The following is a 15,909-nucleotide window of genomic DNA, read 5'->3' as shown; positions in this document are numbered from 1 at the left end:
CCACCTCGCGGCGGCCATGATCCCGCCGTAGCGGGGGTCTGGCGGGCTTCCTCATATAAGGAAGCCCACCGGATTCTTTTACAGTTTCGGCATGCCGCCACCCGGCAGCATCCCGCCAAGGCCACGCATCATCTTGGCCATGCCGCCCTTGGCGGAGAATTTCTTCATCATCTTCTGCATCTGCTTGTGCTGCTTGATCAAGCGGCCGATGTCCTGCACCTGGGTGCCGGAACCCAGGGCAATGCGGCGCTTGCGCGAACCGCTGATCAGGTCGGGGTCGCGACGCTCGGCCGGCGTCATGGAGTTGATGATCGCTTCCATCTGCTTGAACTGCTTCTCGGCCGCGCCCTGGGCATTGCCCATCTGCGACAGGTTCACGCCACCGATGCTCGGCAGCTTGTCCATCAGGCCGCCCAGGCCGCCCATGTTCTTCATCTGTTGCAGCTGGTCGCGGAAGTCCTCGAGGTCGAAGCCTTTGCCCTTCTTCAGCTTCTTGGCCAGCTTGTCGGCCTTGGCCTTGTCGATGTTCTGCTCGGCCTGCTCGATCAGGCTGAGCACGTCGCCCATGCCGAGAATGCGCGAGGCGATACGATCCGGGTGGAACGGCTCGAGGGCCTCGGTCTTCTCGCCCATGCCGATGAACTTGATCGGCTTGCCGGTGATGGCGCGCACCGACAGCGCGGCACCGCCACGGGCGTCGCCGTCGACCTTGGTCAGCACCACGCCGGTCAGCGGCAGGGCGTCGCCGAAGGCCTTGGCGGTGTTGGCCGCGTCCTGGCCGGTCATGGCGTCGACCACGAACAGGGTCTCGATCGGCTTGACCGCGGCATGCAGCGCCTTGATCTCGTCCATCATGTCGGCGTCGACATGCAGGCGGCCGGCAGTGTCGACGATCACCACGTCGATGAACTTGAGCTTGGCTTCGCGGATCGCCGCCTCGGCGATGGCCACCGGTTTCTGGCTGATATCCGACGGGAAGAAGGTCACGCCGATGTCGTTGGCGAGGGTTTCGAGCTGCTTGATCGCCGCCGGACGGTAGACGTCGGCCGACACCACCATCACGCTCTTCTTCTTGCGCTCTTTCAGGTGACGCGCCAGCTTGCCGGCGGTGGTGGTCTTACCGGCGCCTTGCAGACCGGCCATCAGCACCACGGCGGGTGGCGCGGCGTTGAGGGTCAGCTCTTCGTTGGCCGCGCCCATCAGGCTTTCCAGCTCGGCCTGGACGATCTTCACGAAGGCCTGGCCCGGGGTCAGGCTGCGCGACACTTCGGTGCCGACCGCGCGCTCCTTGACACTGTTGACGAAATCCTTGACCACCGGCAGGGCGACGTCGGCCTCGAGCAGGGCCATGCGCACTTCGCGCAGCGTGTCCTTGATGTTGTCTTCGGTCAGCTTGGCCTTGCCGGTGACATGGCGCAGCGTCTGTGACAGGCGGTCGGTCAGGTTTTCGAACATGGTGATCCTTTCAGGCCCAGTGGAGCCGAGGTTTTTCAGATGCCCAGGTGAACATGTACACGCGCCGGGCAGAGCAAGGCGGCGATTATAGCGGAGACTGCTTCCTACGCACACCTCGCTCGGGACCACCGGCTTGCCCCGCGATTGACACGCAGTCTTCCTTGCCCACCGCGATCTATGCCAAACTCCGTCCCTTTAGGGCTTGCCTGCCAGGACTTATGTTCTCTTCACCCAGCCTCATCCCCAATCTGCTCGCCGCCTTCCTTTATCTGGCCGCGACCGTCTACCAGGCCACCGGACTGGCCCGTGGCGCCCGCGCCGACAAACGGCTGCTGGGCCTGCTCGGCACCCTGGCGGTGGTCGCCCAGGGCGGCGCCCTGTTCTTCCAGCTGATCACGCCCCTGGGCCTGAGCCTGGACTTCTTCAGCGCCGCCAGCCTGATCGCCGTGGCGGTGATCGGCCTGACTTTGCTCGCCTGCCTGAGCATCCCGGTGGAGAACCTGCTGGTACTGCTGTTCCCGCTCGGCGCGGTGACCGCGCTGCTGGCCCAGTTCGCCCCGCCCGGCACGGTGCCGCTGATCAACGAAGAGCCCGGCATCCTCGCGCATATCCTGCTGTCGATCCTGGCCTACGGCCTGTTCACCATCGCCGTGTTCCAGGCCCTGCTGCTTTTGTTGCAGGACCACCAGCTCAAGCACAAGCATCCGTCCGGGCTGATCCGCAACTTCCCGCCGCTGCAGACCATGGAAAGCCTGCTGTTCGGCTTCCTCTGGGCCGGCTGGGTGCTGCTGTCGCTGTCGCTGATCTCCGGCTGGCTGTTCCTCGATAACCTGTTCGCCCAGCACCTGGTGCACAAGACCCTGCTGGCCTGCGTGGCCTGGGTCGTGTTCAGCGTGCTGCTGTGGGGCCGCACACGCCTTGGCTGGCGCGGCCACAAGGCGATCCGCTGGACCCTGGCCGGCTTCTGCCTGCTGATGCTGGCCTATTTCGGCAGCAAGCTGGTCCGCGAATTCATCCTGCATATCTGACGGCCGCCCATGGACACCTTGCCGTACGCCCCGCTGCTCGGCATCATCGCACTGGCGCTGCTGTGGTCGGCGCTGTTCACCGCGGTCGACAGCGCCCGCCAGCAAGCCGCTGGCCAGGGCGACTCCACCTTCCCCGCCCAGGGTCTGGTGCTCGGCGCCAGCCTCGGCAAGCTGCTGGTGCTGGGCCTGGCCTGCCTGATCGGCCAGCGCTACGACGGTGAGCACGGTTTCTGGCTGGCCGGCCTCGGGGCCACCTTCACCCTGCTGGTGCTCGCCGACTTCCTGCCGCGCCGCCTGGCCCGCCGCGACCCGCAAGCCTTCCTGAGCCTGGGCGGCAACCTGCTGAAGTGGCCACTGGCGCTGCTGCAGCCGCTGGGATGCCTGCTCGATGGCTGCGCCAGGCTGATCCTGCGCCCGTTCCGCGTGCAGCCCACCGCTGTGGCCCTGCACCCGCAGGCAGACGACGACTTCGACGAGGACGGCCCGGTCGACAACGCCCGCAACGGCCTGCTGGAAGGCCTGCAGGCGCTGGACAAGATCACCGTCAACGACATTCTGGTGCCACGCAACGAAGTCGACGGCATCAACCTCGACGATCCCATCGAGCGCATCATCGAGCAGTTGATTGTCAGCCGTCACACCCGCCTGCCGGTCTACCACAACGACATCAACCAGGTCGAAGCGGTACTCAACACCAAGCTGATCAGCCACCTGCTGCCACGGGCCGAACTGACCCCGGAGAAACTCCAGGCGGCCTGCTACGAACCCTACTTCGTCCCCGAAAGCACGCCGTTGCAGATGCAGTTGCTGAACTTCCACAAGCAGCAGCGGCGCATGGGCGTGGTGGTGGACGAATACGGGGAGGTGCTGGGCATCGTTACCCTGGAGGACATCCTCGAGGAGATCGTCGGCGAGTTCGAGGACGAGCAGAGCCTGGACAACCCCCACGTCCATCCCCAACCCGACGGCCGCTTCGTCATCGAAGGGACCGCCTCGCTGCGCGAGATCAACCGCACCCTTGGCTGGCACCTGCCCTGCGACGGCGGGCCGAAAACCCTCAACGGCCTGGTCACCGAGGCGCTGGAAAGTATCCCGGCAAGCGCGGTCTGCCTGAAAATTGGCAGATATCGGCTGGAAATCCTCGAAACCGAGGATAATTGCGCAAGCAAGGTACTGGTCTGGACACTGACTCGATAGCTATACTCGAAACACGCTTACCCAGCCCTGCCGTCCCGCCCGCTACCCGCACCAGGCGCCCGACGGCCAGTCCGCACCACTGACACGCCCCGCGGTCCTGCTTCAGCACCCCGAACAGCAACCGCTCACCGCCTATCCCCTGGGCTATCGTCAGTCGCGCGACCAACAACAATACGCTCCGGCTCCCGTGTGCCCGTCACATGGGCCGTGCCCCATGGAGCATGACTGTCAGGGACCTTCGCATGACTACCAGCAGCACCTACGCCGAACCTGCCTCGGCAACACCGGTCAATTCGCCGGCCCGGGTGGCCACCGCCAGCTTCATCGGCACCGCCATCGAGTTCTACGATTTCTACGTCTACGCCACCGCCGCCGCGCTGGTGATCGGGCCGGTGTTCTTCCCGTCCGGCTCCGGCACCGCGCAGATGCTCGCGGCCTTCCTCACCTTCGGTATCGCCTTCCTTGCCCGCCCGCTGGGCTCGGCGCTGTTCGGCCACTTCGGCGACCGCATCGGGCGCAAGTCGACGCTGGTCGCCTCGCTGCTGCTGATGGGCGTGTCCACCACGCTGATCGGTGTGCTGCCCGGCTATGACAGCATCGGTGTCTGGGCCCCGATCATTCTCTGCCTGCTGCGCTTCGGCCAGGGCCTGGGGCTGGGCGGCGAATGGGGCGGCGCGGCACTGCTGGCCACCGAGAACGCCCCCCAGGGCAAGCGCGCCTGGTTCGGCATGTTCCCGCAGTTGGGCCCGTCGATCGGCTTTCTCGCCGCCAACGGTTTGTTCCTCACCCTGGCCCTGCTGCTCAGCGACGAGCAGTTCCGCGAATGGGGCTGGCGCATTCCGTTCCTGCTCAGCGCGGCGCTGGTGCTGGTCGGCCTGTACGTGCGCCTGAAACTGGAAGAAAGCCCGGTGTTCGCCAAGGCGGTCGCCCGTCACGAGCGGGTGAAGATGCCGGTGGTCGACCTGTTCGCCCGCTACTGGCTGCCGACCCTGCTGGGCGCCGCGGCCATGGTGGTGTGCTACGCGCTGTTCTACATCTCCACGGTGTTCTCGCTCAGCTACGGCGTGACCACCCTCGGCTACAGCCGCGAGACCTTCCTCGGCCTGCTGTGCTTCGCCGTGATATTCATGGCCCTGGCCACGCCGCTGTCGGCCTGGCTCAGTGACCGTTACGGGCGCAAGCCGGTGCTGGTGGTCGGCGGCCTGCTGGCGATCGCCTCGGGCTTCACCATGGAACCGCTGCTGACCTCAGGTTCGACCACGGGCGTGGCGCTGTTCCTGGCCATCGAGCTGTTCCTGATGGGGGTGACCTTCGCACCGATGGGCGCGCTGCTGCCCGAGCTGTTCCCGACCCATGTGCGCTACACCGGCGCCTCGGCGGCCTACAACCTGGGCGGCATCGTCGGCGCCTCGGCGGCACCGTTCTTTGCCCAGAAGCTGGTGAGCATGGGGGGGTTGAGCTGGGTGGGGGGGTATGTGTCGGTCGCGGCGGTGATCAGTCTGATTGCTGTTTTGTGCCTCAAAGAAACCCGTGATACAGCACTTTGAACCCTTGGGGCTGCTTTGCAGCCCTTTCGCGGCACAAGGCCGCTCCTACAAGGATCGCGTAACCCCTGTAGGAGCGGCCTTGCCGAGGCGTCGGACCGGCCGGAAAGGGGCGCAAGGCGCCCCCAGCAATCTCAGATCAGAACTCGACCTTGACCGCCTGCGAAGCACGGGTCGCCTTGGCCCGGGCGGCCTCGACCGACTCGTCGCGGGCTAGGCACACGCCCATGCGGCGGGTGCCGTTGATCTCCGGCTTGCCGAACAGGCGAATGGCGGTATCCGGCTCGCTCAGGGCGGCGCCGAGGTTGGCGAAGCTGGTCTGCTGCGACTGGCCTTCCGGCAGGATCACCGCCGAAGCCGACGGGCCGAACTGACGCACCACCGGGATCGGCAGGCCGAGAATGGCCCGGGCATGCAGGGCGAACTGCGACAGGTCCTGGGAAATCAAGGTCACAAGACCGGTGTCGTGGGGACGCGGCGAGACCTCGCTGAACCACACCTGATCGCCCTTGACGAACAGCTCCACGCCGAACAGGCCACGCCCGCCCAGCGCATCGGTGACCGCCTGGGCCACTCGCTGCGACTCGGCCAGCGCCTTCGGGCTCATGGCCTGGGGCTGCCAGGATTCCTGGTAATCGCCCTTCTCCTGACGGTGGCCGACCGGCGCGAGGAAGGTGGTGCCACCCACATGGCGCACGGTCAGCAGGGTGATCTCGTACTCGAAGTCGATGAAGCCCTCGATGATCACCCGGCCCTTGCCAGCGCGGCCGCCTTCCTGGGCGTAGTCCCAGGCCTTGCGCAGGTCATCGTCGCCGCGCAGCAGGCTCTGGCCCTTGCCCGAGGAGCTCATCACCGGCTTGACCACGCACGGGTAGCCCAGGTCGGCCACGGCCTTGGCGTAGTCCTCGTAGGTGTCGGCGAAGTGATACGGCGAAGTCGGCAGGTCGAGCTCTTCGGCTGCCAGGCGGCGGATGCCTTCGCGGTTCATGGTCAGCTGGGTGGCGCGGGCAGTGGGCACCACGTTGAAGCCTTCGTTTTCCAACTCGACCAAGGTGGCGGTGGCGATGGCCTCGATCTCGGGCACGATGTAGTGCGGCTTCTCGGCCTCGATCACCGCGCGCAGGGCGACGCCGTCGAGCATGTTGATCACGTGGCTGCGGTGCGCGACCTGCATGGCCGGCGCGTTGGCGTAACGGTCCACGGCAATCACCTCGACACCCAGGCGCTGCAGCTCGATCACCACTTCCTTGCCCAGCTCGCCGCAGCCGCAAAGCAGTACACGGGTCGCGGTAGGCGACAATGGGGTTCCGATACGGGTCATTTCAGGTCCTCGAAGGCGTCCGGGGCCGCGCCACGCTGGCTGCCGCCCGCTGAAAAATGGACCGGTATTCTACAAGATTCCGTGGGAGCGGGCTTGCCCCGCGATAGCCGCGACGATGATCAGCCGGCCAGCGCCGCGCGCCGTGCCCGCCAGGCCATGATCAACCACACCGCCGTGACCCCGGCGAACTTCGAGGCCAACGCGGTGCCGATCACCGCCGGGGTCAGCGCGCCGATCATGCCGAAGAAGATGAAGGTGTCCACCGGAATGCTCAGCGCCGAACTCAGCCACAGGCGGTCGCGCAGGGGCCGACGGGTGACGCTGAACACCAGCCAGTCGATCAGCTCGGAGACGAAGAACGCGGTGGCGCTGGCCAGGGCGATGGCCGGCTCCGACGTCGCGTAGGACAGCACCAGCGCCACCAGCATGGCCAGCAGCGCGCCGTGGCCATAGCGGGTCTGCACCATGTCGCGCAGGATGAACACCAATCCGCCCCAGGCGGACCAGATCACGTCCAGGTGCGGCGCGCTGGAAAAGGCGTAGTTGATCAGCACCACGCTGCTGATGTAGGCGATGAGATAGAACATGATCTTTGCGTTCGGTGGGCCAGCCGCACAGATTAGCGCCGGCCCCATCGCGGGACAAGCCCGCTCCCACGCCACGGGCGTCAGTATTACAGGCCAGTCACCAGCCCCGCCGCCAGCGCCCGCTCATGGCACTTCTTCAGCACCTCCCGGCGCTGTTCGTTGTCCATCCGCCCCCAGCGGGTGATCTCGTCCACCGTGCGCTGGCACCCGGTGCAGATATCCTGCTCGTCCAGCGCGCAGATGCTGACGCAGGGCGAGGCCACGGGCCGTTCGTCAGTCTTCATCGATCACCAGCTCGCGCGCGTAGCGCTGGGCGTTGTGCACGTAGTGCGCGGCGCTGGCCTCAAGCATGCGCTTCTGCTGCTCGGTCAGCTCGCGCACCACCTTGCCCGGCGAGCCCATCACCAGCGAACCGTCGGGAATTTCCTTGCCTTCGGGGATCAGCGCGTTGGCGCCGATGATGCAATGCTTGCCGATCCGCGCCCCGTTGAGAATCACCGCGTTGATGCCGATCAGGCTGTAGTCGCCGACCGTGCAGCCATGCAGCATGGCGTTGTGGCCGATGGTCACGCCTCGCCCGATGTTAAGCGGCGAACCCATGTCAGTGTGCATCACCGTGCCGTCCTGGACGTTGCTGTCCTCGCCGATGTCGATCAGTTCGTTGTCGCCACGCAGCACCGCGCCGAACCAGACGCTGGCGCGAGCCTGCAGGCGCACCTTGCCGATCAGCGTGGCGTTGGGCGCGGTCCAACTCTCGGGATGGGTCTCGACCCGCAGGTCGCCCAGGCGGTATTTCATGTATCGCTCCTCACGGTTGAACGCCGGTGGCGGGGTGTGCCCCGCTCAGTTCTTGATGAAACGCTCGGGTGGCTGGTGCAGGCTGATGCCGGCATCGAACAACAGATTGACCAGTTCGACGATCATGATCGCCGACAACCCCCAGATCTTGTAGTCGCCGTAGCGGTAGCTGGGCACGTACCAACTGCGTCCCTGGTAGTCGATGCGATGGGTATGTTCACGAGGGTCCTGGCGGAAGAATTCCAACGGCACGGTGAACACCGCGGCAATTTCCGCGTCGTTGGCGCGGTACTCGACATAGTCGGGGATCAAACCGACGAACGGTGTCACCTTCAGGCCGTGCAGCGAGATCACCGGGCTGAGCGGCCCGATCACCTCGACCAGCCCGGGCGGCAGGCCGATTTCTTCCTCGGCCTCGCGCAGGGCGGTAAACACCAGGTCGGGGTCTTCCGGATCGCGTCGGCCACCGGGGAAGGCGACTTCGCCGCCGTGGGTCGACAGGCCCTTGGCGCGCAGGGTCAACACCAGCTCCGGCTCTTCGCTGCGGGTAATGGGCAGCAACACCGCCGCTTCGGGGAAACGGCGGTCCGTCTCCAGTGACGCGGGGGTATGGTTGCTCATTCGGCGAAGAAGCTCGTCCAGCATTACGCACTCTCGTGTCCAAGGCCTGCCGTGCATGATGCACCAAAGCCGCGAGGCACCCAAGCCCCGCCCGCAGGCCGCTTGCGGTGGGCGGGCCGGGCGCGCCAAGATAGTCCGACCCCATTGGAATGAATGTAAGCATGAAATTCTGCAGCGCGTGCGGCCAACCGGTCACCCAGCGGATCCCCGAAGGCGACAGCCGCCTGCGGTATGTCTGCGACCATTGTCAGACTATCCACTACCAGAACCCCAACATCGTCGCCGGGGTGCTACCCACCTGGGGCTCCCAGGTGCTGCTGTGCCGCCGCGCCATCGAGCCGCGCCGAGGCTTCTGGACCCTGCCCGCCGGGTTCATGGAGAACGGCGAGACCCTGGATGCCGCCGCCCGTCGCGAAACCGTCGAGGAAGCCTGCGCCCGGGTCGCCGAAATGAGCCTGTACCAGCTGTTCGACCTGCCGCACATCAACCAGGTGCACGTGTTCTTCCGCGCCGAACTGGCCGACCTGGACTTCGCCGTGGGGGTCGAGAGCCTGGAGGTGCGCCTGTTCGAGGAACACGAGATCCCCTGGGGCGAGCTGGCTTTCCGCACCGTCACACGCACACTAGAATGCTATTATCGCGACCGCATCAGGCAGCACTACCCGATAGGCCATGAATACCTGCCGCCGATGAACGTTTCGTCGTCCACCACCTAAGTCTTCAGGGATACGGTTTCATGCGCTGGCTGCTTGCCCTCTTCTGCCTCAGTGTCGCCTCGGTGTCGCAAGCCGCCTTCACCGAGACCATCATCCGCAAGACGCCGTCGGCCGTGCCGTCGCCGGTCCAGCCCGCCGCTGGCGGCGTCCAGCAGGAACGGCTGATCGACAAGGTGCTGGTGATCAAGTCCGAACGCCGCCTGCAGCTGATCAGCCGCGGCGAGCCGCTCAAGACCTACCGCATCTCCCTGGGCAAGCAGCCCAAGGGCGCCAAGCAGCGCGAGGGCGACAAGAAGACCCCCGAAGGCCTGTACTGGCTGGACTGGCGCAAGGTCAGCGACCGCTACAACCTGGCCATGCACATCTCCTACCCGAACATTACCGATGCCGCCAAGGCCCGCAGCGAAGGCGTGGCCGCCGGCAGCATGATCATGATCCACGGCACACCGATCAACGAGGAGTACCCCGAGTGGTATTTCCACACCCTCGACTGGACCGAGGGCTGCATCGCCATGCGCAATGACGACATGCGCGAGGTGTGGAGCATGGTCAAGGACGGCACGCTGATCGAAATCCGGCCCTGATCCTCTCGACACTATCGGATTACAACGAAGGCCTGTCCTGCTCACGCAGGGCGGGCCTTTCTCTTTCGCCTTCAAACTCCGTTTCTGCGCTTCGCCGCTCACTTTTCCTACACATCAGATGGAATCTCTTCCCACAAAATGATGGCTTTGAGCCACATAAATGCCATCACCAGCCTTCGTAAAATTCCCGCAAATGATTGCTCGATTTCGTACATCACTTGCGAGGTTCCCATGCAAATCCCTGCTCCCAAGACCAGACCCGACACTTTACGCTGGGCCGTCTTTCTTGCCCTGCTGGGCAGCACCCAGGTCGAAGCGCAAGGCGCCCTGACCCCGACGCCGGGCCCTGGCGGTACCCCGATCATCGACAACGGCCACGGCGTTCCGGTGATCGACATCGTCGCGCCCAATGCCAGCGGCCTGTCGCACAACCAGTTCCTCGACTACAACGTCGGCAAGCAAGGCCTGGTGCTAAACAACGCCCTGCAGGCTGGGCAATCGCAGCTGGCCGGCCAGCTGGGCGCCAACCCGCAGTTCCAGGGCCAGGCCGCCTCGACCATCCTCAATGAGGTGGTCAGCCAGAATGCCTCGCGGATCGAGGGTCCACAGGAGATCTTCGGCCAGAAGGCCGACTACCTGCTCGCCAACCCCAATGGCATCACGCTCAATGGTGGCAGCTTCATCAACACCACCCGCGCCGGGTTCCTGGTCGGCAACGTGGATATCCAGAACGGCCAACTCAAACACCTCGACAGCCGCAATGCCAGCGGCGACCTGCAGGTGCTGGGAGGCGGCCAGAGCAATGCCAGGGGCGCGCTTGACCTGATTGCCCCGCGCATCGACAGCAGAGGGCCTCTTCTGGCCCAGGGCCAGTTGAACCTGACCGTTGGTCGTAACCGGATCGATGCCGGCAACGGCGAGCTACTCGAACACCTGCCCGCCACCAGCACCTCCATCGATGCCAGGCTGCTCGGCGCCATGCAGGCCGGACGTATCCGCATCGTCAGCACCGCCGAAGGCGCCGGCGTGCAGGTCGGTGACACCAGCCTGCTCGCGGATCGGGACCTGATCATCCATTCCGCCGGTGACCTGCATGTGCAGGGCAGCGACAGGCGCCAGGCCAGCCTCACCAGCAGCACCGGCAAGCTCGACCTGAACGCCGCCGGCGACCTGCGACTCACCGCCACCCAGGGCAAGGCCCGGCAGATCGAGGTCAGTGCCGGCAAGAAACTGACCCTGGATACCGTCACCCGGGAAAAGGTGCAGGACGATCCCATCGACTGGGAAAGGAAGTGGATGTTCGTCACCGTCGAAAGCCGCGACGGCAACACCACGACAACCCGCCGTCAGCAACTGGGCAGTAAACTGCAGGCCGAGGATAGCCTCAGCCTGCAAGCCGGCAGCGACCTGCACCTGACCGCCGCGCATCTGGAGGCAGAGAACACCCTGCAGTTGCGCAGCGGCGGCAAGATGACGATCGATGCCGGTATGGACTCCGAGCACATCGATGAGCAGCTCAGTCACCGCCTCTACCTGGACCGCACGGACAGCGACAGCCAGTCCTACGCCGAAACGGTCAAACCCAGCGTACTCAAGGGCGGCAAACTGATCGCCAAGGCTGATGGCGACATGCGCATAACGGGCTCCAGGCTCGAAGCCGCGAAGCAGGTCGAACTCGATGCGGCAGGTCACCTGACCATCGAGAGCGCCGAGGAAAACGCCCATAGCCAGCGAACCACGGGAACCCGCGAGTTCGTCGCCAGCGCCGGCAGGAACGATCCGCAGTCGCGTCAGTACTCGGCCAGGGTCGGCTACGAGAACCTGCAAACCGACGAACAGACGGCCTCCACCCGCCAGGTGGCCAGCACGATAAGCGCAGGCAGCGTCACCCTGCGCAGTGACCAAAAGCTGACCGTCAGTGGCTCCGATGTTGAAGCGAAGGCCGGCAGCATTGGCATTTCCGCCAGCGAAGTCGAGCTTGCCGCCGTCCACGACAGTACCACCCGGCAGACCATCGACACCCGCACCGGCGCCGCGTTGACCGTAACCGGCGGCATGGAGCGCCTGGGCCTGGGCATCGATGCCTACCATGGCCCGGCCGGCCTGATCGAGCGTGAAAGCACCGTGCGTCGCAGTACCTTGCGGGCCAGCGACGACCTGCGACTCGACGCCCGGCAGCTGACCACCACCGCCGCGCAACTGCAAGCGGGGCGCACGTTGCAGGTGAACGCCGAGCGCATCGACAACCGAGCGGCTGCCAACACCAGGGAAACAGAAACCAGCCTGAACAAATGGGACGGTAGCCTCGGCGTCAGCACCGACTACCAACGTATCACCCGCCCAATCGAACGCCTGCTCAGCGGCAAGCAGAGCGAAGATGCCCGGCCCTCCTCGCTCATCGACAAGCTAGCGCTGCCGAACACAGGTGGCGGACTGTCCATCGAGCACCAGGCACGCCTGCAGAAAGACACCGACAGCACCGCGCAGGTCAGCACCTTCAGCGGTGCCGATGTCAGGGTCAAGGCCAGCAACATCAAGGACGAAGGCACCGACTACAACGCCAGGAACGGCAACCTGCGAATCGAGGCTGTGGAGCACCAGGCACTGGCCGCCAGCGACCGCAAGACCCGTGAGGTCCAACACATCACCGGGGGCGGTAGCCTGCGTGTAGACACCACCCTGGCAACGGACATCAACGCCAGGCTCGAAGGCAAAGGCTCCAACCTGACACAAAAAGAGGAAACATCGCTCGCCCGGGTCGGGAACCTGCACGGCAAGAACGGCGTGGAGATTCAGCTCGAACGCGCTGGCCACTACGAGGGCACCCGCATCGATGGCGGCGCCGGCGCGGTCAGCCTCAGCAGCAGTGGCGACCTGACCTTGGTTGCGGCCCACGATCGCACCACCCACAGCACCACCCAACTCAACGCCAGCCTGGCGGCCAAGGGCGGTAGCGGTCTGCTCGGTCCCAAGGGCGGACTGGACGGAGACATCATGCACAGCACGCTCGAGCAACAATCCAGCACGGCACAGGTGGCACGGATCGACGGCCAAGGCACGGTCGAGCTGTCCAGCGCGGGCGACATGCTGCTGGAAGGCACACGGATCGACAGCCGCGAGGGCGATATCAATCTGCACAGCGACGGCGTGCTGAGCGTGACGGCCGCCCACGACACCCGCAAGCGCGAAGGCAGGACGCTGGGTGGCGGGCTGGATATCACCGGTAGCGCCACTGGTGGCGCCTTGAGCGGCCACGGCACCTTTGGCTGGGTCAACGAACAGGCCAGCACGGCCGTTGGCGCGCAGTTCACCGGCAAGGGCGCGCTGCAGCTCACCAGCCTTGCCCGCGAAGACGTCGCCTTGCAGGTGCAGGGACTGCAGGCCAGTGCCGAGCGGATCGGCCTGGATGCCCGCCATGGTGGCCTGCTGATCGAGGCGGCGAAAAATACCGAGCAGCACGACAACCTCGATATCACCGCCGCTGGCGGCCTCAAGTTGGCGGCCACGGATCTCGGCGGTATCAACGCCCAGGTGAACCTGAAGCTGGACAAACGCAACAACACCACCTGGCTCGACAACAGTCTGCGCGCCGAGCAGGTGGACCTGCGCAGCCAGGGTGATACCCGCATCGAAGGCGCCCAGGTGCAGGCCAGCCGGATCGCAGGCAAGGTCGGCGGTGACCTGCTGGTCGCCAGCCGCCAGGATCAGGTCGATAGCCTGACCCTCCATGTCGACGCCAGCCTGACCCAAAAGGAAGCGACAGAAGTCCCAGGTGAATCGAGCAACCCACTGGAGACGCTCGCAGGCGGCAACATCGGGGAAGTCGCCGGTGCGCTCTGGAACAAGCTCACCGCGAAGTTCACGCCTTCGCTCAAGGCCGATTACTCCAAGCGCAAGAACGACACCGTCAACCAGCAGACCACGCTGTCCGCAACCCAGGGCATCGACCTTGCCGTCAGTGGGGATACCCGCCTGGTCGGCGCCACGCTAAGCGCCACTGAGGGCCGGGTAGAACTTGGCGAAGGGGGCATTGCACGCAAGACCCTGAACGGCCGTGATCATGAGCGGGAGGTAAAGGTCGATGTCTCGCTCTCGCCGGTCGATCTGGCAGGCAGCCTGTTCTCGTTCATCAAGAACAAGGTCACGGGTAATGACGGTGCCGACAACGGTGACCAGTCACTCGACCTTGGCCTGGTCCGCACCAGCGGGCACGACCGCAGTGTCGAGTACGTCTCGAAGATCGAGGAGGGCCGCAGGTACTGACAGGTTTGCAGGAGCGGGTTTGCCCGCTCCTGCAAGACCCCTCAGGACAGCACAGCTCAACCGGCTGTGCGGTTGCCCTCCGCTTCCGTTACCAGGCTAGATGCCAATGACAACACAACGATTCCATTCAGTAGCCAATACACGGCGCATCGTCCACCTCCTCCTCGCCGTCCTCGCAACGGCAATCCCTCTGGCCCAGGCCGATCCGGCCAGCCAGCAACTGCGCGACCAGCAGCAGACGCTACGACAGCTGGAGCAGCAACAGCGCCTTGAACGCTGGCAACGTCCCCAGCCCTCCACTGCCCTGGACGCCACCGACACAGCCCTCACCGCGCCCGACCAGCACTGCTGGGCGATCAGCGGCGTGCGCCTGGCCGGCAACCGCACACTCGATAGCCAACAGCTGGAACCGACCGTGCGCGCATGGTCTTCCTCGTGCATGGGCGTCACCGAGATCGACCACCTGCTCAGGCAACTGACCCGGCACTACGTCGAGGCCGGTTACCCCACCAGCCGCCCTTATGTGGCAAGCCCGCCCGAGCATGGCGCGCCACTGGACATCGTCATCGTCGAAGGCTTCATCGAGTCGATCGAGCTGGCCGGCGCCGACCTGCCACTGTCACTGCGCGGCGCATTTCCCGGCCAGCTGGGCCAGCCGCTGCACCTGCCGGACCTGGAACAGGGTCTGGACCAGCTCAACCGGCTGCGTGCCTATGACCTGGAGATGGCCCTGCTGCCGGGTGAGTTGCGCGGTGGCAGCCGTGTCGTGATCGAACCTCGACGGGTCACCTTGCCCGTGCACCTGGACGCCCACCTCGACAACCGCGGCGGTGAGCACACCGGCCGGCATCGCCTCAACCTCAGCCTTGGCCTGGACAGCCCGCTGGGGCTGAACGACGACCTGCGCCTGTCGCTGAACTCGGTGGTGTTCGGCGCGCCCGGGCAAAGCGAAGGGACCAGCCTGTACTACAGCCTTCCTCGTGGCCGCTGGACCTTCACCCTCAACGCCAGCCGCATGCGCTACCGTGCGCCGATCCCGAACACCCGCTATGCCAGCAGCGGCCGCAGCGAGTTCTTCGGCCTCGGCGCCGAGCGCGTGCTGTGGCGCAATCACCAGGGCATGCTCAGCGCCAGCGCCCGGCTGGACCGCAAGCAACTGGTCAACCGCTTCGGACCCGCCGTGCTGGCCCTGCAGAGCCCGACCCTGGCCACCGTCGAGGCCGGGCTCAACCTGCTGTGGCTCGAAGGCGGGCTGTGGAACGCCTACCTGGGGCTGAGCCAGGGCATGCACTGGCTCGGCGCCGACCGCCCGTTCGTCCACAAGCAGGCGCCACGACCGGATTTCACCAAGTACCGCGCCAACCTGCTGCACCTGCGCCAGGGCCCCGCCCAGTGGCCATGGCGATGGCAGAGCGAACTGGCCCTGCAATACAGCGCCCATGTGCTGCCCGCCGTCGAACAGATGTCACTCAGCGACCATTCGGCCGTGCGTGGTTTCCGCCAGCACAACGTCTCCGGCGCCAGTGCCGGCGCCTGGCGCAATACCCTCAGCCAGCCGCTGCCGCTGCCGCTGCCGGTACAGGTGCGCCCCACCCTAGGTCTGGACCTGGGCTGGGCCCGCTACGCACGCAGCAGCCCGTCGCAGCGCCTGCTCGGCGCCTCGGCAGGCGTCGAACTGAGCCTGCCGCGCAGCCAGCTGCGCCTGGACTACCAGCGCGGGCTGTATGCCAGCGATCGACCACGCAAGGCGCTGGAACAAGGCTTCTGGGTCGCGCAGTGGTCACTGAACATCTGA

The 15,909-nt window shown here is 65.6% G+C and carries 13 protein-coding genes; 7 read left to right on the top strand and 6 right to left on the bottom strand.

The genetic code is table 11. The features are described from left to right. Window positions 1-78 precede the first annotated feature (78 nt). Window positions 79-1,455 carry a signal recognition particle protein gene (gene ffh, locus V0R62_RS18275; protein ID WP_028691590.1) on the bottom strand — a complete coding sequence of 459 codons (1,377 nt, stop codon included), beginning with the start codon at window positions 1,453-1,455 and terminating at the stop codon, window positions 79-81. Between the two features lie 218 nt (window positions 1,456-1,673). Here ffh and V0R62_RS18270 point away from each other — a divergent pair, with 218 nt between their 5' ends. The 3 genes from V0R62_RS18270 (at window position 1,674) to V0R62_RS18260 (ending at window position 5,227) form a co-directional block, all read left to right on the top strand. Then, window positions 1,674-2,483, top strand: a complete 810-nt coding sequence (locus V0R62_RS18270; RefSeq protein WP_050704198.1) for a cytochrome C assembly family protein — start codon at window positions 1,674-1,676, stop codon at window positions 2,481-2,483. A gap of 9 nt (window positions 2,484-2,492) precedes the next feature. After that, a complete protein-coding gene (locus V0R62_RS18265; RefSeq protein ID WP_330104741.1) occupies window positions 2,493-3,680 on the top strand; it encodes a transporter associated domain-containing protein in 1,188 nt (395 codons plus the stop codon). A gap of 242 nt (window positions 3,681-3,922) precedes the next feature. Further along, window positions 3,923-5,227 (top strand): MFS transporter, encoded by a 1,305-nt coding sequence (locus tag V0R62_RS18260; protein WP_330104740.1) that lies wholly within the window; start codon window positions 3,923-3,925, stop codon window positions 5,225-5,227. A gap of 136 nt (window positions 5,228-5,363) precedes the next feature. Here the strand turns inward: V0R62_RS18260 and purT are convergent, their stop codons facing one another. The 5 genes from purT to V0R62_RS18235 form a co-directional block, all read right to left on the bottom strand. Continuing rightward, a complete protein-coding gene (purT, locus tag V0R62_RS18255; protein ID WP_050704195.1) occupies window positions 5,364-6,545 on the bottom strand; it encodes a formate-dependent phosphoribosylglycinamide formyltransferase in 1,182 nt (393 codons plus the stop codon). Between the two features lie 119 nt (window positions 6,546-6,664). Further along, the gene (locus V0R62_RS18250) at window positions 6,665-7,132 is read right to left on the bottom strand and encodes a VUT family protein (RefSeq protein WP_050704194.1); all 468 of its coding nucleotides are present in this window, start codon (window positions 7,130-7,132) and stop codon (window positions 6,665-6,667) included. An 86-nt stretch (window positions 7,133-7,218) separates the two neighbouring features. Continuing rightward, window positions 7,219-7,416, bottom strand: a complete 198-nt coding sequence (locus V0R62_RS18245; protein ID WP_330104739.1) for a DUF1289 domain-containing protein — start codon at window positions 7,414-7,416, stop codon at window positions 7,219-7,221. Beyond that, window positions 7,406-7,930: a gamma carbonic anhydrase family protein gene (locus tag V0R62_RS18240; protein ID WP_050704193.1), complete on the bottom strand. Its 525-nt coding sequence runs from the start codon at window positions 7,928-7,930 to the stop codon at window positions 7,406-7,408. The genes V0R62_RS18245 and V0R62_RS18240 overlap by 11 nt, the downstream gene beginning before the upstream one ends. Window positions 7,931-7,975: 45 nt before the next feature. Beyond that, the gene (locus tag V0R62_RS18235; RefSeq protein ID WP_330104738.1) at window positions 7,976-8,575 is read right to left on the bottom strand and encodes a CoA pyrophosphatase; all 600 of its coding nucleotides are present in this window, start codon (window positions 8,573-8,575) and stop codon (window positions 7,976-7,978) included. A 137-nt stretch (window positions 8,576-8,712) separates the two neighbouring features. On the opposite strand from V0R62_RS18235, the gene V0R62_RS18230 reads away from it, so the two are divergent. The 4 genes from V0R62_RS18230 to V0R62_RS18215 all read left to right on the top strand — a co-directional run bounded on the left by V0R62_RS18230 (window position 8,713) and on the right by V0R62_RS18215 (window position 15,909). After that, window positions 8,713-9,267 (top strand): NUDIX hydrolase, encoded by a 555-nt coding sequence (locus V0R62_RS18230; protein WP_203651016.1) that lies wholly within the window; start codon window positions 8,713-8,715, stop codon window positions 9,265-9,267. Between the two features lie 20 nt (window positions 9,268-9,287). Beyond that, a complete protein-coding gene (locus V0R62_RS18225; RefSeq protein WP_186734862.1) occupies window positions 9,288-9,851 on the top strand; it encodes a L,D-transpeptidase family protein in 564 nt (187 codons plus the stop codon). A gap of 231 nt (window positions 9,852-10,082) precedes the next feature. Continuing rightward, on the top strand, window positions 10,083-14,114 hold the full coding sequence (locus V0R62_RS18220; protein WP_330104737.1) for a hemagglutinin repeat-containing protein: 4,032 nt from the start codon (window positions 10,083-10,085) through the stop codon (window positions 14,112-14,114). 106 nt (window positions 14,115-14,220) lie between these two features. Further along, window positions 14,221-15,909, top strand: coding sequence for a ShlB/FhaC/HecB family hemolysin secretion/activation protein (locus V0R62_RS18215; protein ID WP_330104736.1), 1,689 nt, complete (start codon window positions 14,221-14,223; stop codon window positions 15,907-15,909).

It is taken from the genome of Pseudomonas carassii (assembly GCF_036324045.1).
Taxonomy (GTDB): Bacteria; Pseudomonadota; Gammaproteobacteria; order Pseudomonadales; family Pseudomonadaceae; genus Aquipseudomonas; species Aquipseudomonas peradeniyensis.
This window is presented reverse-complemented; position numbering and strand designations above follow the sequence as displayed.